Origin of the sequence: Candidatus Nanosynbacter sp. HMT-352 (assembly GCF_022819385.1) — a bacterium.
Classification (GTDB): domain Bacteria; phylum Patescibacteriota; class Saccharimonadia; order Saccharimonadales; family Saccharimonadaceae; genus Nanosynbacter.
In genome coordinates, this window is sequence record NZ_CP089290.1 from 687,252 (window position 1) to 703,711 (window position 16,460).

The 16,460-nt window shown below is 42.5% G+C and carries 15 protein-coding genes and 1 tRNA gene; 2 read left to right on the top strand and 14 right to left on the bottom strand.

Annotated elements, in window-relative coordinates:
- Window positions 1-53 precede the first annotated feature (53 nt).
- From rsmA to LRM44_RS03680, 11 genes are all read right to left on the bottom strand, one after another.
- Window positions 54-830, bottom strand: a complete 777-nt coding sequence (rsmA, locus tag LRM44_RS03630; protein WP_243803786.1) for a 16S rRNA (adenine(1518)-N(6)/adenine(1519)-N(6))-dimethyltransferase RsmA — start codon at window positions 828-830, stop codon at window positions 54-56.
- The gene (locus tag LRM44_RS03635) at window positions 831-1,856 is read right to left on the bottom strand and encodes a resuscitation-promoting factor (RefSeq protein ID WP_243803787.1); all 1,026 of its coding nucleotides are present in this window, start codon (window positions 1,854-1,856) and stop codon (window positions 831-833) included.
- Between the two features lie 91 nt (window positions 1,857-1,947).
- A complete protein-coding gene (locus LRM44_RS03640) occupies window positions 1,948-3,138 on the bottom strand; it encodes a resuscitation-promoting factor (protein WP_243803788.1) in 1,191 nt (396 codons plus the stop codon).
- Between the two features lie 35 nt (window positions 3,139-3,173).
- Window positions 3,174-5,276: an ATP-dependent helicase gene (locus LRM44_RS03645; RefSeq protein WP_243803789.1), complete on the bottom strand. Its 2,103-nt coding sequence runs from the start codon at window positions 5,274-5,276 to the stop codon at window positions 3,174-3,176.
- A gap of 4 nt (window positions 5,277-5,280) precedes the next feature.
- The gene (locus LRM44_RS03650; RefSeq protein WP_243803790.1) at window positions 5,281-6,519 is read right to left on the bottom strand and encodes a hypothetical protein; all 1,239 of its coding nucleotides are present in this window, start codon (window positions 6,517-6,519) and stop codon (window positions 5,281-5,283) included.
- Between the two features lie 14 nt (window positions 6,520-6,533).
- Window positions 6,534-7,292 carry a triose-phosphate isomerase gene (gene tpiA, locus LRM44_RS03655; RefSeq protein WP_243803791.1) on the bottom strand — a complete coding sequence of 253 codons (759 nt, stop codon included), beginning with the start codon at window positions 7,290-7,292 and terminating at the stop codon, window positions 6,534-6,536.
- Window positions 7,293-7,316: 24 nt separating this feature from the next.
- The gene (locus LRM44_RS03660; protein ID WP_129635416.1) at window positions 7,317-8,555 is read right to left on the bottom strand and encodes a phosphoglycerate kinase; all 1,239 of its coding nucleotides are present in this window, start codon (window positions 8,553-8,555) and stop codon (window positions 7,317-7,319) included.
- Between the two features lie 11 nt (window positions 8,556-8,566).
- Entirely contained in the window at window positions 8,567-9,988 is a 1,422-nt protein-coding gene (gene pyk, locus LRM44_RS03665) for a pyruvate kinase (RefSeq protein ID WP_243803792.1), read from the bottom strand.
- Window positions 9,989-10,113: 125 nt separating this feature from the next.
- The gene (locus tag LRM44_RS03670) at window positions 10,114-10,374 is read right to left on the bottom strand and encodes a hypothetical protein (protein ID WP_243803793.1); all 261 of its coding nucleotides are present in this window, start codon (window positions 10,372-10,374) and stop codon (window positions 10,114-10,116) included.
- Window positions 10,361-11,089, bottom strand: a complete 729-nt coding sequence (locus LRM44_RS03675; RefSeq protein ID WP_243803794.1) for a hypothetical protein — start codon at window positions 11,087-11,089, stop codon at window positions 10,361-10,363. Before LRM44_RS03675 ends, LRM44_RS03670 begins: the two co-directional genes overlap by 14 nt.
- A 194-nt stretch (window positions 11,090-11,283) precedes the next feature.
- Window positions 11,284-11,358: transfer RNA gene (locus LRM44_RS03680), tRNA-Glu, on the bottom strand.
- Between the two features lie 91 nt (window positions 11,359-11,449).
- Between LRM44_RS03680 and LRM44_RS03685 the strand changes: the two genes are divergently transcribed.
- The gene (locus tag LRM44_RS03685; RefSeq protein ID WP_243803795.1) at window positions 11,450-11,665 is read left to right on the top strand and encodes a hypothetical protein; all 216 of its coding nucleotides are present in this window, start codon (window positions 11,450-11,452) and stop codon (window positions 11,663-11,665) included.
- Here LRM44_RS03685 and LRM44_RS03690 read toward each other — a convergent pair.
- Both LRM44_RS03690 and LRM44_RS03695 read right to left on the bottom strand, forming a co-directional pair.
- Window positions 11,662-13,821: a sensor histidine kinase gene (locus tag LRM44_RS03690; protein ID WP_243803796.1), complete on the bottom strand. Its 2,160-nt coding sequence runs from the start codon at window positions 13,819-13,821 to the stop codon at window positions 11,662-11,664. The two genes, LRM44_RS03685 and LRM44_RS03690, sit on opposite strands and share 4 nt — an antisense overlap.
- 26 nt (window positions 13,822-13,847) lie before the next feature.
- Entirely contained in the window at window positions 13,848-15,197 is a 1,350-nt protein-coding gene (locus LRM44_RS03695) for a class I SAM-dependent methyltransferase (RefSeq protein ID WP_243803797.1), read from the bottom strand.
- A 40-nt stretch (window positions 15,198-15,237) separates the two neighbouring features.
- Between LRM44_RS03695 and LRM44_RS03700 the strand changes: the two genes are divergently transcribed.
- Entirely contained in the window at window positions 15,238-15,609 is a 372-nt protein-coding gene (locus tag LRM44_RS03700; RefSeq protein ID WP_129635371.1) for a response regulator, read from the top strand.
- Here LRM44_RS03700 and LRM44_RS03705 read toward each other — a convergent pair.
- Window positions 15,606-16,418 (bottom strand): bifunctional 5,10-methylenetetrahydrofolate dehydrogenase/5,10-methenyltetrahydrofolate cyclohydrolase, encoded by an 813-nt coding sequence (locus LRM44_RS03705; RefSeq protein WP_243803798.1) that lies wholly within the window; start codon window positions 16,416-16,418, stop codon window positions 15,606-15,608. The two genes, LRM44_RS03700 and LRM44_RS03705, sit on opposite strands and share 4 nt — an antisense overlap.
- Window positions 16,419-16,460: the final 42 nt, after the last annotated feature.

The window sequence follows — 16,460 nt, forward strand, 5'->3', positions numbered from 1 at the left end:
TCGTTCTTATTTTTTTGATATTGTCACCTGTCTTTAAATAATTATAAATTCCGTCACCCTTTCAGTAGTCTCTTCCAATCTTCAATCGCCAAATCTTCAGCGCGAGCATCTGGTGAAATTCCTGCATTTTTCAGCAATTCTTCCGCCACACTTTTATCAATCCCCAAACCACCACTCAAGCTAGAGCGTAATTTCTTACGCTTAGCAGAAAATCCAGCCTTAACAATGCGGAAAAAATCTCTCTGATCTTCTGAGGTGATTAACGGATTGTCGCGAGTCCTCAAAACTACAACCTGCGAGTCAACTTTCGGCGGTGGCGTAAAAAACTGCCTAGGAACTTCAATATCCAACTCCACTTCGGCGAAAATCTGAACGCTCACAGACAGAATACTCATATTTCCAGCCTCTGCCGCAATTCGCTCGGCAACTTCTTTTTGCACCAATAGTACCGCAATGCTCGGCTTATTTTCCGCAGTCATCAATTTCTCAACAATTTTGCTGGTAATGTAATACGGGACGTTAGCTACGACTTTGTAATTTTTTGGCAATTGGTTCAGGTCAAATTGCAATATATCTTGATTTACGACAGTTAATTTTTTCCCAGGAAATTGCCCTGGTAATTTTCGCGCCAAATCCGCGTCAAACTCCACAGCGGTCACCGAATTAGCCCGAGCCAACAAGCGACTAGTCAAAGTACCCAGCCCCGGGCCGATCTCCAATACGACATCATCACCCGTCAATTCGGCCGCTTCAGCAATATCCGCTAAAATCTCCGGATCCTTCAGCCAATGCTGTCCAAGCGATTTTTTTGGTCCACGAGAAGAAGTCATTTAGCGCCCATCTCCATTCGTCCAGTCGGTCGCTAAGTCGAATCCGTGCGGATGTTTGGCTGCAAATCCACCGGTATCATAAACCTTGCCCGGGCCCATGCTGGTCTCAACCACCGAACATCGTGGATAATTGCCATAATTGGCCGCCACCAAAATATAGCCGTCCTTATCGACCTTCGCACCATCCGCCCGCACTGTATAAGTACCGCCGCTACCGCAAGCTTTTATCACAATATTCATCGGCAAGTCATAATACGTTTCACGATGCGCTACGCCCTTGGAGTCGGTAAATATCTGCGCGCCCTTACTTTTCGTCAATGGATTTTTAGGCTTCGTGCCAATTATTTCAATCTGCTTCTTTGGCTGCTTTGTGATTTCGCTAGCAACTTCCTTACGACTAATCTCGCGCTCATTCTCTACTTCAATCTGATAAGTCACCTTCCGCACACCTTTTTCCCCAAGCTGCTTAACACTCTTAAATCCAATCGGCTGAGAATCGTCCTTAATCTGCTCAATCTCAAAATTAATATCAACTTCTTCAGTTATCGTTCGCTGTTTTGATCGATCAATCTTCATTACCAGACCCACACCGTTCACCAAAAGATCGTCGGAATTCGTAAAATGCGTCTTATCTTCGCGGTACAAAGTCAGTCCGGCAGCCTTCGCAATTAAAGCCGGCGTCTGCTCGGCGGTAGTTATTTTTAGACGTTTATTTCCATCGACGATTGTTATTGGGCGAGCGCGGAAAATATTGACCTGGTATTTTGCACCCGTCAATTCCATATCAATATTTGGCTCAACCGCGTCAATCTTTTCGTCAATCGTAATCTTAGCCGCACGCAAGGCCTGCCGAACGGTCAATGCATTTGTGATAATGGTCTTTTCTTCACCGCGATCATAAATACGAACCAAATGTTCACCAGAAGTCTTTCCGTCAGCAAACGAAATCATTGGAGTCGCAATCGCAACTAACACGGCTAATCCAATAATTTTTCCAAAAAATAAACCTTTTGCGCGCATAATCATATAATGACTTGTAAACCTAGTCAAATAAATTATACCAAATTAAGCACTTTTTATCTATAGACTACAGCCAACTTACGCCACCAGCATTAGTCTACCACCATTTTTGGCGATTCCACGCGTCGTAAGCTCCAGCCCAACTACCATATCTACTCACGGCATAATCATTGAAAACTCTAATCTGACAGACTGGATCACTTTGCCAGTTTGGACAAGCCTGAGAAAGCTTATCTATATTCGTCTGACCGAGCCCAGCATATTGCCCATACCTAGCCGTCGTTCGCCAAGTTGACTCTTTCGTAAAAATGAAGTTCACATAGCCATAATCATCAGGGCTAATACCAGCCGCAGACATCCAATCCGAATGAGATCCAGAAGGTAGGCTAACTTTCGTCCCCACAATCTCAATCTGCTTCTTTGACTCTTTTGTCACAACGCTAGCGATTTCCTTGCGGCTCACCTCCACACCGTTCTTCATCTCAACTTCATAAGTGACATTTTTCTTACCGTTCTCGCCCGCTTGTTTTACTTCGCGATATCCCGAATCTCGATTCGCGTCTTGAACTTTTTCAACCTCAAATTTCACATCTTCTTCTGCGGTTATAGTTTGCTTGCCATTACGCCAAAGCTCAATTTTCATTCCAGGAATAATTTTCACCGAACGATCCACGGACAGCGTATCATCTTTCTTTGGGTCGATATTTTTCTCTTTTAATAGCTCGCCAACCGTCTTAGCATGTGTACGAATGACAGATTCTTTACCATAAAGTACAAAATTAACTATCGAAGCTCTGTCAATTTTCATCACCATGTTTGCGCCATCAACCGCCATATTATCGGAATTGGATAGAGTAGTTTTGTCCTCTTCAAAAACTTCGATTCCAGCAACCTTCGCAATCAAAGCCGGCGTCTGCTCGGCAGTAGTTACCTTTAGACGCTTATTTCCATCGACAATTGTTATTGGGCGAGCGCGAAAAATGTTAATATTGTACTTCTCTGCCACCATCTCCGAATCAAGGCTCGGCTCGACTACGTCTTGGCGTTCATCAATAGAAAACTTAGCCAATTTCAAAGCCTCGCGAATCGTCCTCGCTTTTGTAACAATCGTCTTTTCTGCGCCTCTGTCGTAAATCGTCACCAACTTTTCGCCAGCCTTAGTTGCCGGCTTAGTAGCGTCAGCCAACGCTTGATTGACAAAAAATAAACCGCCAACCAGCATCAATATCGCGCCAGAAACGAACGTAATTTTCTTAGAATAGTGTTTTGCTTGTAATCTTATACCCATAAGTTCACACCCACAATGTAGGTATTCTTATTATATCAAATTTTCTCCAAGCGCGCGAACTCAACGTTCAATTTCTTAATATTTCCATTGTCAAACTGAACCGTAACACTCAGCCCTTCGCTATCAATAATTTCTCCCGAACCAAAACTCGGACTGCGAACTCGATCGCCAACTTCCAAACCAATATCTTCCGAATAAAAATCAGGCTCTATCATCGGCTGAGCTGGTCTATCAACACCACCAGCCATCAAGCCCATTTCGTCCAAAAACCTCGATGGCATGTTATAGCCAATCTGACCAAATTGCGTCCGAGAGCTGGCACAACTAACGAACAATTCTTCCCTCGCCCGAGTTACGCCAACATAACACAACCTGCGCTCTTCTTCTACGTCATCAGCGTTGCCGCTATCAAACACTCTTGCGTGCGGCAAAATCCCCTCTTCCAGTCCCGCCAGAAAAACCACCGGGAACTCCAAACCTTTAGCCGCATGAAGCGTCATGAGCGTTACTTGCTGATCGGCAGTTGTGTCCGTCGAAGACATCAAAGCCATCTCTTCCAAAAACGTCGCCACGTCAACGTAAGTCTTCGCCTCTGACAAAAGCACGCCGATATTTTCCATTCGCTCCTCAGCTTGCGGCGTTCCATCGTTTATAAAATCTTCATAGCCAGTACTTTTCATGATTTTTTCAATCAGTTCGGCTGGAGATCCGTCAATTTCCTGCTGCAAATCGTGCAGTTTTTGACCAAACTCTAGCAACGGACGTTTTGCACGCGCCGTCAAAGTATCCGCCTCCTCAACCGCCAGCAACCCGCTAATTATGTCCTTCCCTGACGCGTCATTCCAGTCCAAAAACTTAGAAATACTCACTGCGCCAACGCCACGTTTTGGCGTATTCACAATTCGCAAAAAACTAACTCGATCACTCGGCTGATACAACAATCGCAGATATGCCAATAGATCCTTAACGACCGCTCGATCCAAAAATCGCAGACCACCGACGATTTTATACGGAATATAACTCTGACGCAAGGCTCGCTCAATTGCGTAACTTTGTGCGTTCGTTCGGTACAACACCGCCACGTCGCCATATTGACGACCGTTCGCAATTTGCGCCTGAATCTCATTCGCAATCGCCAAAGCCTCCTCAGATTCATTGTATAATTGCCATAATTTCGGCTCAACACCGTCGCCATTCGCCGTCCATAAATTTTTATCAGTTCTATGAATATTATGGCTAATCAGCGCATTTGCCATATTCAAAATCGCGCCAGTCGAACGATAATTTTGCTCCAACTTAACTACTGTCGTACCTGGAAAATCACGCTCAAAATTGAGAATGTTAGTATAATCAGCCCCGCGAAAACTATAAATCGACTGGGCATCATCACCAACCACGCATAAATCACGACGCGAATTCACCAGCAACTTAATTAGCGCATACTGCACCGCATTCGTGTCCTGATACTCGTCAATCAGAATATGCTCGAATTGCTGCTGCCATTTATGACGAATGTCCGGCTTATTTCTCAATAATTCCACGGTTTTTATCAATAAATCGTCAAAATCCAACGCCGAAGCATCTTTCAGGGCTTTTTCATAAGCAAAAAACAATTCAGCTATTTTTTGCTCTCTTGGGCCGCGAGTCGAAGCAGAAAAATCCTCAGCATTTCTCATCTCATTTTTAGCGTTCGAAATAGTCGAAAGTACAGCTCGAGGTTTAATGTCTTTATCAGTCAAGCCGCGAGCCTTCATAATTTGCTTCATCAAGCTTATTTGATCATCGGTATCGTAAATTAAGAATCGCTTATTCAGACCAATATTTTCACCATCCATCCGCAACATTCGCACGCAAATACTGTGAAAAGTTCCCATCCACGGCATAAATTGCCGATTTTCAGGATCTTCACCCAATATTTGTGCCAATCGCTGACGCATTTCCTTCGCAGCTTTATTAGTAAATGTAACTGCCAATATTCGACTAGGAAATATTTTCAACTCGCCAATCAAATAAGCGATTCTATGAGTTAGAGTTTTAGTCTTTCCAGATCCAGCTCCGGCCAAAATCAACAGTGACCCATCAGCGTGCGTCACCGCTCGAGCCTGCTCGCTATTTAATCCGTCAGTAAATTTAGACATATATCTATTTTATCAGCAAAAAGTACGAAACAGCGCCGCCAGCCATACCAATTGCCAAAAATAGAACAATAAGCAACGCTATTAATAATCCAGATTTTTTCTTTTCTTTGTCAGCTGAAGGTTTGACCTCCGTAGATACAGCGGCAAACATCGGTGCCGGCTCAGAATCCATAGTTTCTTTTTCGGATAATTCGGAAGACTCGATCAAAGAACTGTCAATATCGGTAGATATTTTATCGTCTGAATCTTCAGGAACGCCAGCCTCCTCAATTGCTATAATTTCTGGACTCAAATCCATTGGCGAGTCGGGTGCATCGCCCAAAGAATTTTCACTCATGCTGTAATTAGATAAATTGGTATTATATTGATGTTCCAATTTTATATCCTCAGAATCAGCAGACATAGACGCATCTTCATCGCCATTCATCTCAGAATTAGTCATAGTTTGGTTAACAGAACCAAGCGGTCGCTTCTCCACTTCAACATTAGCAATAAACGGAGACTCCAGCGGCGCAGTCATCGGTATAGCAGGAGCTTCGCTATTACTTACAGCTAATGATTGAGCTATCTTATCAGTCAACGACAATTCCTCAGCAGGCACATCTTCAATCTCCGCAAAAGTAGATTCATTATGCACGTCCTTAAGATCAGGGGTGTCGCTAAAATCATCTGATTGAGAAACTATATCAGACATTTCTTTCCTTACCGCAGAATGCCTATTATTTGTGCTAATCACGTCCACCAAATCAGGTGAAGGCTGAATTGTCGTGCCAGTTCGAGATGGAGCGGGAGTGGTAGGTTTTTGGATAGCGCTAACAGATGAAGGTCTAACAACATCCATGAAACGACCAGTCGAGCGTCTCGCGATTACTGGCACAGCTTTGACTTCGCTAGCAGCCATGCCAGGAGCCCTGTTGGCTATTGAGTCGTCAGTAACTTTCTCGCTCGTAGGGCTATCAACCTCTTTAGGAGTCGCATTATCGCTAGAAGGCTCTTTTTTTGCTTCAGGCTGAGAGATCGATGATAAAGGAGTAGAAGCAACAGACGAAGGCGTAAATGGAGTTACTGGAGGTGCAAAGCTAGTGCCAATAGAGTTCTCTGATGCAGGTTTTTCCTCTACGGACGCAGGCATAGAAACCTCGCTATTATTTTCATTAGCCACCACTGGAGCTTCCTTTTCTCGCTGCTTATCCATAAGAGAGCTTACCGCTCTATCCAACTCATCAAAATCAATATCTGTCATATGCCCCCTATTTTTTAACCTTTATGTGCTTTCGAGATTATCTCCTTAAATTGATATGCATCCAAACTGGCTGTCCCAACCAATAAACCATCAAGTTCATCAATTGCCAAATAATCCGCGGCGTTTATTGAAGTAATACTTCCACCATAAACAACTCGAACTGATTCCGCCGCTTTTTTACCATACAAATGAGAAATATGTCGTCGAATCATCTGTGTAGCTTTTTTTACATCAGACGCTTTAGCGCTGTCGCCAGTACCGATCGCCCAAACCGGCTCGTATGCAATAACTACTTCATCCAGCTCGTCCGCCGTCACGTTGGCCAGACCGCTAGTCAATTGATCAGCCAGAACATCCTTCGTTTCACCAAGAGTCTTCTCTTGAATCGTCTCACCGACACACAGAATCGGATGAATACGATTTCGAATTGCCGCCTGAACTTTCAGTCGAATGTCTTTTTCGCTTTCAATGAAAATATAGCGACGCTCCGAATGTCCAATTATCACATAATCAGCAATTCCACGAAGATGCGCCGCTGGAATTTCTCCCGTGTACGCCCCCGAATCTCGCCAATAGCAATTCTGGGCTGCCAACTTAGCGATTCGACGATTAATTTGCAAACTCAAACTCTGCAGCGTCAAAATAGTAGGCGCCAGCACCACTTCAACATCTCTATGCGAGGGCAGCGTATTCATCAGCTTATGCAAATATAAGCTAGCCTCTTGCATATTGAAGTTCATTTTCCAGTTACCGATGATTAACTTTTTTCTCATGAGATAATCCTTATGCTTAGTTTATCACCTCAAACCGTATGCGTCTAGTAAACTTTCAATTCCAGGCAATTTTTTACCAGCCATCAAGGCCATACTAGCTCCGCCGCCAGTGGAAACATGAGTAAAATTGGCGCCGTCATGTCCGTCCCATTTCAATATAAAATCAGCCGTATCTCCGCCGCCAACTATTGAAACAACCCCTTTATTTTGGGCAATAGCTAGCGCTACTCGCGCTGAACCGATTGCAAAATTATCAATTTCAGCATAACCCAGCGGACCGTTCCAAATAACCATCTTCGCGCCGGCCAGTATTTTCGTGAATTTCTCAATTGTCTGACTTCCGATATCCAGCGCCATATCTGAGTTTTTTATTTTATCAATATTAACTTCTTGACGAGGAAAATCCTTAGAAATCTCTGACGCAACCGCCACGTCAATCGGCAATACCAAAAAATCGTCAACGTTCTCTGCGCCAACCTTAGCCGCCGCCAAATCATAAATTTCCGCGACAACCTTTTCCATTCCCGACTCGAACACGCTCTTGCCGACATTAAATCCACGACAATGTAAAAACGTGTTTGACATGGCGCCGCCAATTAAAATCCGATCCGCCTTTTTAATCAGACGCTTAATCAGTAATATTTTATCGCTAACTTTCGCGCCGCCAATAACCGCAACCAACGGACGTTTTGGCTTATTCATCGCCTCGGTGATAGTTACATATTCTTTTTCTAATAGTAATCCCGCTAGCCCTGGAACACACAATGCAATCGCATGAGTGCCGGCATGTGCCCTGTGTGCAACTGCAAATCCGTCTTGCACAAAATAATCCGCTCGGACAGCGCGCTGAATTGACTTGGCAAATGTTAAATCATCAGCCTCCTCCTCATCATAAAAGCGCAAATTCTCCAACATGAGAATACTGCCTCGTGGCGCGCGACGAACAGCTTGGTGAACGGCTTCACCCACGCAATCATCCAGTAATTCTACCGGACAGCCCAGCAACTTGGATAGGTGATCTGCGACAACTTTCAAGCTAAACTTAAGATCCTTACCTTTTGGTCGCCCCAGATGAGACATGATAACAATCTTGCAATTCTGCTCCAGCAAATATCGGAGTGTGGGCAGCGAAGCACGAACTCTTAGATCATCAGAAATCTGACCGCGCTTTGTTAGCGGCACATTATAATCTGCTCGCAGAAGAATAGTTTTTCCACGTAGATCAACATCGCGAATTGTTTGCTTCGGAAATTTTCTGCCCACCCAAATTCTCCTTATGACAGCGTCTTGACTTGAATATTGTCAGTTTTGCCTGGCTCTGGATTGTGGCCACTAACAAGCACAACCGTAACTGGGTCTGCACCAAAATAGCCTTCTTGTTTCAACTCATCAGCTAGCTTAGTTGCTGCATTTGGGTCATTTGGTCGAACATATGGGCGAGAAGCGTACCTTAGTGCTAATTTTTGCGCAGTCTTCACATCTTCGGTTACACAAACAATTGGTAGGTTCGGACGATATGCGGCAACGTTAATTGCAGTAGCACCAGTGTGCGTTTCCGCAATAATAGCTCGAGCCTTAATTCTCCTTGCCAATTGAGCTGCTGTGTAGCTTAAAATCGCGTCAGTTTTTTCACGCATTTCAGCCTTTTCTACCAACATTACTTCACTGTGTTCTTGAGTGTAGATAATAGTCTTGCGCATCGCACGAACGGTCTCAACAGGATATTTACCATTGGCAGTTTCGTCAGACAACATAACCACGTCAGCGCCTTGGATTACGGCATTTGCAACGTCGCTAACTTCAGCGCGACTTGGCTCTGGATTGTCAACCATACTGCCCATCATTTGTGTCGCAACGATCACTAGCTTGCAATATTTACGACACAAGGCAATAATTCGACGCTGTACAACTGGGACAATTTCTGCGCCAGCTTCCACTGCCAAGTCACCACGAGCGACCATAATACCGTCACTAGCCTTAACGATTTCCTCCAAATTCTCTGGATCAACGGCAGACTTAGTCTCAATCTTGGCAATAATATTGGCTGTCGAGCCCAGGTCTGTCAATCGACGACGCAAATCAATAATATCATCAGCTTTTTGAATAAAGCTCAATGCAACGTAATCAAAATCTTGGCTTGCGCCCCATTCCAAATCGTTAATATCTTTCTGAGTAAGAATATCGCCACCAAAATCTGTGTCTGGCAAATTCAAACCCTTACGGCTCATCAAAAAACCGTCGTTCTGAACTTCTACGCGAATTGCAGTTGGGCTAACAATTTCTCGCACAACCGTCCTGATCTTGCCGTCAAACATGTAAAGTGGCTCACCGACTTTCATCTTCTCCGCCAAATTGTACTGCACTGGCAAATTGAAGCTGCCGTCATGCTCAGTAATTTCTGAATCCAAGACCAGCATATCGCCAACCTTAACATTCAGCATGTTATCTTTCAAAACGCCCAAGCGAATCTTCGGACCTTGCAAATCTTGTAGGATTGCGACAGGCTTGCCCAACTGCTTACTAGCTGTGCGCACCCAATCGATCTGTTCAATTCGCTCCTCATTAGCGCCGTGGCTAAAGTTCATACGGATGCCGTTAACGCCGGCCTCCAACAATTGGTAAACCTTTTCTTGGCTGAACGTTGCTGGCCCAATTGTTGCTAATATTTTTGTTCGTTTAAATATATTATCACTCATTTTTAAAATTATATCACGAAATAACAGTGATGAAAAACGCTTGATATAATATAATATGACAATAATCATTAACAGGAAATAAGCTTGCAAAACCCTCAAGACAAAATTTTAATTGGTGAAGCCTATTATTTTGATGCGGGATCTTGAATAGCGATACCATAAAAACCTGATGAACTATTTGAATAGGTATCAATAATAATCCAGTCCTTAATAGTAGATAAAGCAGAAAATTCCGGAGAGACAGAACCATCTTTACCTAAATAGTCCTTGATTCTATTATTACCTATAAGATAGCCTATTGTTGTCTGTTTCTTATTGTAATATGTGCTTATATCCGAATACGCCAGCGCACTTAAGGCCAAATACTGCTCATTAGTTATGTTCACTCCACCCCCTCTTTATATATTTATCTACGTCACTCGAAGATTTCATATTACTAATGTCCTGATCCTCCAGCCATAGCTCATGTAGTGAATCATGATAGTCTATAGCCAGCATTACGCCCATTTGCTTTCTTATTTCAGAAGTCACTCTATATATATGCTCTGACAAATCATCAAAATTAACGTCATTCTCTAAAGATATTGTCATATATATTTTTCTGCCAAATTTATTAAATGCATCTTTATAGGAGGGTATGTTTTTCGTAATAGCTCTACCAACCTCTATATTGCTGTTTATTCTTATTGATTTGAGTCTAACTCTACCGCCAAACTGCTTGCTAACTAGGTTAGCTATATCATTCCTAGACTCTCTTTCCCAAATACGATCTGGATAGGTATCAGAGTAAGCACTCTCGCCTTTTCTATAGTCAGCTCTATTCCACACTTCAAACCTAAGACTACTATCATCAACCGAATAAGCATCCACATACGGATCGCCCTCAACTCCAATACCACCACCCTCAATGCGATAATTTTCTACTACAAACTCTTTCCCATACTTTTCCTTAAGGTATTGCGCCATTTTATGTTGCTCTACCAAGGCACCGCCATTGATGAGCAAGTAGATAGCAGCTATTAATATAGCAGCTCCAGCTATAATCCAGAATTTTAATATACGCTTTCGGGTGGATTTTAGTTTAGAGTGTACTTTTTGCACAGGAGTGTTTTTAGGCGATCTTTTACCGCCCTGGACCTTTCTAACGTTTGCGTGTTTTGTTTTTATCGCGCTACTCTTTATCACTAGATCCCTATCTTGCTACTACTATCTTAGCATCATTTTATAGTAAGCATAAGTTCCTTGCAAGATTAAAAACAAATAAAAAAGACCAGTAAGGTCTTCTGTCTGTTACATGGTGACCTTACCGGGAATCGAACCCGGATTGCCAGGATGAAAACCTGGTGTCCTAACCGTTAGACGATAAGGCCACGACTCCAGATATCATAACAAATTACCGTCGAATTGTCTATAGCAAATCAACCACTTCTCCGCCGTTATCTATTAATGTATAATATTTCCATGACAAAGCAGAAGAAAAAGCGCAATAAAAAATATTCTGGAATGGACGCGACACCTCGGCGACCAAAAGTAACAAGGATTACAGCAACGAATCGCTCCAAATTATCTCAATGGTTTTTTGATCGAAAAAAGCTCATTCGCACCATTGGTATGGCGGGACTCGTTGCAATTGCTTTAATTATCGTTATTTCTGGAATACTGAGTTTATTTCGTTAACGAACCGGCAGCTTAAATCCAAAGGTACTACCTTTTCCCTCTTCTGATTCAAAGATCATTTCGCCGTCGTGCGACAAGATAACTTTCCTCGCCAAAAATAAGCCAACGCCAGTGCCGTCTGGTCGCTTTTTTCTGGCATTTGTGCCGCGGAAGAATTTACCAAACAGATTTGCTTGCTCTGATTTCGGTACACCAATTCCCGAATCTTTCACCGTAAACTCAATCTCATTAGCGCCACTCTTTAGAGAAATTATTACCTTTTTATGTGGATTTGAATAGTAAATGGCATTGTCAATCATATTCAGCATAACTTGACGAATCTTCTCAGCGTCAGCCGTAATCAATGGAACTTTTTTATCAATCTTTAGGTCCATTTCGACAGATCTCTGATCCGCCACAACCTTAAGCAAAGCAACTTCATCCCGAAGAATTTGAGCAACGTCTGTCTCCTGTTTATCAATGTTAAATTTACCAGTCTGAAGCCTAGAAACATTAAGAAAGTCGTTTATCAGCCTCACCATACGCTCACTCGAAGAAAACGCCTCTCTAAGAACCGCACGCTGCGTCGGCGTAATCTTTCCCAAATCGCCCTCCAACATCATATCCAGATAACCTTTAATACTAGTCAACGGCGTTCTTAACTGATGTGATGCCATAGAAATAAATTCGTTCTTCGCCTCATCCAGTCGCTGAAGCTGTCGATTACTGAACCTCAACTCTTTCGTCGCCTCGTCAATTTTACGCTGCAAACTCTTATTCAGCTCATTAATTTCTTCCAATGACAAAGAATTTCGAATCGACACCGCCAATTCCCCAGCAATCGATTCCAGCATTTCAATATCGCGAGAACTATACTCCAAACTCTTATGCTCGCCCAGAAATAGAATTCCTGTTTCTTGATTTTGATGCAGCAGCGGCATAACAATTTTCGTGCGATGAATATCCAAAAGTTTCTTCAGTTCTGGATCTTTTACTTGATTTGCCAAAATAACTTCCGGAAAACTACAATTCTTATAATAGTAATCCATAATCCTGTGAACATCTTCCTCAACAACAGATATTCGTCGCCGACCCGCCCGACCGTATATTCCTTTTTCTGGAATACAAAACGCCACTTTTTCTGCCTTAAGAGAAGTCGCTATATAATTGCCAACACGTCGAGTTAGCAATTGCAGATCTGCTGTATAGGTTAATATCTTGCTAATCTCACGCGTAAACGTATCAGCATCATATTCTCCGTAATAAAAAACTCTATCAGTAAATTTATCAAAGATTTTCTTCACTGGTTGATATACGACCGCCAAAACCATAGCCAAAATCATATTCATGAGATTTACGTGACTATCAACCGTCAGGCTGCGTTGGAAAACCAAAATTGAAATGACATATGCAGAAATCACGTAAACGACAGCTAGTGCGATTAATAGCAACATATACGAAACGCTTCGAGCCACCGCCATTTTTACGTCCATCAATCGGTATCTGACAATGCTATACATAATTGCAAATAAGAAAATAATCGTAGCAATTGGACCAATCCATATATATCGATAATCACCAAGCGCCGGAAGAAACAGATCCACTACAAAGCCAGGAATGCTACATATCAACAGACCAATCATGTAAATCGCGACTTGCTTGCGTCGAACGGGATCTGATTTGCGCCACGCTATATGGCCAAAACACATAGAAATTAAGAAGAATACTGAGAAAAAAGTTGCAAAAATGACATAGTTGACTGCATGAATCGGAATTCGAGAAAAATCTACTGGAGTGACAATTTCTGATGTATTGATAATAAATTCAGGCACCAAAATAATGTATAGCGAAAAAATCGTTATCAATATACTAGATGCGCAAATAAAACTCTTCGTTGATTTTGTCGATGGAAGAAACGACTTTGTAGTAAAAATAGCTAACGCAGGACAAAAAACAGCCGAAGCTACATAAAACCATCTGGACGCAGTGTCTAATACTACCCCATTGTCCGCCAGAGAAAACACCTCAAGTCCAGCTGACCACACGGCCAAACATAGACAAACCAGAAAAAACCAATGCTTCGCATCATGACGATGCTTCGACTTTTTAAGTACGAGCACGCCCAAAATTAGCGCCATCAACGCAACCAATCCTAGCACTAATGCTCGTATCATCATACTAATGCTTATTATAGCATTTTATTCTACGTTTCAATCGCAAAAACTGTGTAAACACCGCTTGCGGTAACTGTAGCTTCAATAGATTTTTTTGGTATGCCAGATTTTTGGAGCAATTTAAAACCTTCTTTAATTGAACGCATCCTAACCTTTGGAACCCACCCCATTAGTCCATGCAAAAATTCTTTTTGTGGGCGATTTACGTTCATATTGCCAGTAATCATTAGTCCACCGGTTCGTAAAAATTTCAATGATTCTCGTGTCAATTGCTTGTAGACACCATCTGGCAAATATTCTCGCAAGCCAGAATCTTCCGCAATATCCAGCTTACGATCACCCAGAACTCCCTTCAAGCTCAAAGGCTTGCCAAGCTTACTGAATAATCGTTCACAATGAACTTCAATCTTATCTTCCAAATTCCATTTCTTAGCCAAGCTCTGCGCCGCCGCCAGAGACAACGGATCTTGATCTAGCAGGATAACCGTTGGTGTCTCACCCGTTTCATCCTTAAGTTTTTTCAGCATCTTCAAAGTCGCCAGTCCCGTTCCGCAGCCAAAACTCATCACCAACATATCGTCAATTGAACGATTCTCTTTTTCTGCCACTTTCTTCAAATGATCAATCGACAAACCATTCACTGTTTCCACTCGCTCACGAATACCAAGCGAATCCGCACAATGTCGAATGACGTTAGAAAACTTCTCCGTCACCGGCGCCTGAATAAACTCTCGAACTTCACCAATTCTCTTCTCTACTTCTTCAATAGCCGTCGCTTTATCCACGCCGTTGTTGATTTTATCTTGAATCATAACTTCTGTCAGCGGCAAGCCATTAATCTTCTCATCAAATACCGACTCATCCAGTGGGCCACTCATGCTCGGATATTCACCTTCTGCCAATATTTTGCCATTTTCACCAGAAACTCTTAATCTATAAGCTTCAGAAATTGTCAAAAACGTCAGTGCGGAACCTCGTTGATTGTGCCACGGCTTCGAATTAGTCTGATTTTTACCGTACAATAAATTGTCGCGGAAAAACTCCAGATACGAATCTATCTTTTCACTCCACTTGCCCATCTTCACAAAAGGAGTTTTATCTAAAACATTCGCAATTGCCGCGGTGGCTAGATTTTTATGAATAAAATATTTACGAATCTCTTTTAATTCTGCATCGCCCCGCTTCAAATAGTTATATGTATCTTTAATACCATCGGGGTTGTTATATGCAAGATCGGTCTTTTCTCCAATTTCAACCCTGCAATCCTCACTCCTAAGATCCGCAATTTCCTTATTTAATTTTTCATTAGCTTCATGATCAACTCCATTAAGAAAATCACCCGCTTCTGCAATACACCATTCGTTCCTAAAGTTTTCCATGCCAAAAATTATAACATAGTTTATATGATATACTTAGAGCATGATAAAAATCGCTATCATTGAAGACGACCCAACTATCAGCCAAATGTACCGAATGAAGTTCGAGTCGGACGGATTTGACGTTCGCTTGGCCGCCAACGGACAAATTGGCATAGAAGTAGTCGAAAAGTTTCAGCCAGATATTATTTTGCTAGATTTACAAATGCCGGAAATGGACGGCGCGGAGGCTTTGAAACGAATTAGATCTAAAGATTGGGGAAAAACTATTCCCGTTATCGTCCTCACTAATCTCGGCGAAGAAGAAGCTCCGCACGATTTGAAGAAATTAGGAATTCATAGCTATATCGTAAAAGCAAATCTCACACCGCGCCAAGTTGTCGAGCAAGTCAAAACTGCCATAAAAGCCGCTTAACTTTTTGATTGATTCGCAATTTTTAGACAAGCCGTAATTACATTATCAAACAGCGCAGAAACCGTTAATGGACCAACTCCGCCTTTTTTTGGTGTAATAATTACATCATTACGCTGACGCACTTCTTCAGATACATCGCCAACAATTTTTCCATTTTCCGAAGCAGTTCCCGCGTCAACAACGACCGCCTTAGTCTTAATCATCTGGCTTTTAATCAGCCCCGGAACTCCAGTTGCCGACACGATAATATCGTAATTTATCAATTGAGATAAATCGTCACCTTTTTCAAAAACCGTCACATCGACATCAGACTTTAGCCATATCTTCTCAAGAGGGGCGCCAACCAAACGACCTCGCCCGACAATTGCAACTTTCTTACCCTTCAAATCAACGCCATATCCAGCTAGCAGCCAATTGATAGCCGTTGGTGTGGCCGCCTGAAAAATCGCCTTTTTACGCAAACCGTCAACGTCTTTATCTTCTCGAATACTCTCGAGCAATTCCTCGGTCTGCTCAGGATTACTAATCGGCAATTGCAGAATTATTCCTTGAACATCGTCTCGATTGTTCAATTCTTGAATCACCTCCAAAGCACCGCCCGCAGGGACTCGATGAATCTCCACGTCAATCAAAATATCAGCGCCATATCTCTGTTTCAAACGCATGTACGTTTCAATAACTGGATTTTCGACATCAGTAACAATTGCCAAACGAGGATTAATATGCCAAGCCTGTCTTAAAGCTCGCACCTGTTTCGCCTGGCGCTCCTTGATAAATCCAGCTAATTCTGAGCCATTTAGTTCTCTCATTGTCATTAAGTATAGCAATTTTACCATCTTGAGTACAGATAT

Excerpts from the sequence above, each read along its gene's own strand:
- LRM44_RS03635 (WP_243803787.1), bottom strand. The coding sequence starts at position 1,856 with ATGATTATGCGCGCAAAAGGTTTATTTTTTGGAAAAATTATTGGATTA.
- LRM44_RS03695 (WP_243803797.1), bottom strand. The coding sequence starts at position 15,197 with ATGGAAAACTTTAGGAACGAATGGTGTATTGCAGAAGCGGGTGATTTT.
- pyk (WP_243803792.1), bottom strand. The coding sequence starts at position 9,988 with ATGAGTGATAATATATTTAAACGAACAAAAATATTAGCAACAATTGGG.
- LRM44_RS03685 (WP_243803795.1), top strand. The coding sequence starts at position 11,450 with ATGACAAAGCAGAAGAAAAAGCGCAATAAAAAATATTCTGGAATGGAC.
- rsmA (WP_243803786.1), bottom strand. The coding sequence starts at position 830 with ATGACTTCTTCTCGTGGACCAAAAAAATCGCTTGGACAGCATTGGCTG.
- LRM44_RS03640 (WP_243803788.1), bottom strand. The coding sequence starts at position 3,138 with ATGGGTATAAGATTACAAGCAAAACACTATTCTAAGAAAATTACGTTC.
- LRM44_RS03690 (WP_243803796.1), bottom strand. The coding sequence starts at position 13,821 with ATGATGATACGAGCATTAGTGCTAGGATTGGTTGCGTTGATGGCGCTA.
- LRM44_RS03705 (WP_243803798.1), bottom strand. The coding sequence starts at position 16,418 with ATGAGAGAACTAAATGGCTCAGAATTAGCTGGATTTATCAAGGAGCGC.
- LRM44_RS03650 (WP_243803790.1), bottom strand. The coding sequence starts at position 6,519 with ATGACAGATATTGATTTTGATGAGTTGGATAGAGCGGTAAGCTCTCTT.
- LRM44_RS03645 (WP_243803789.1), bottom strand. The coding sequence starts at position 5,276 with ATGTCTAAATTTACTGACGGATTAAATAGCGAGCAGGCTCGAGCGGTG.
- LRM44_RS03700 (WP_129635371.1), top strand. The coding sequence starts at position 15,238 with ATGATAAAAATCGCTATCATTGAAGACGACCCAACTATCAGCCAAATG.
- tpiA (WP_243803791.1), bottom strand. The coding sequence starts at position 7,292 with ATGAGAAAAAAGTTAATCATCGGTAACTGGAAAATGAACTTCAATATG.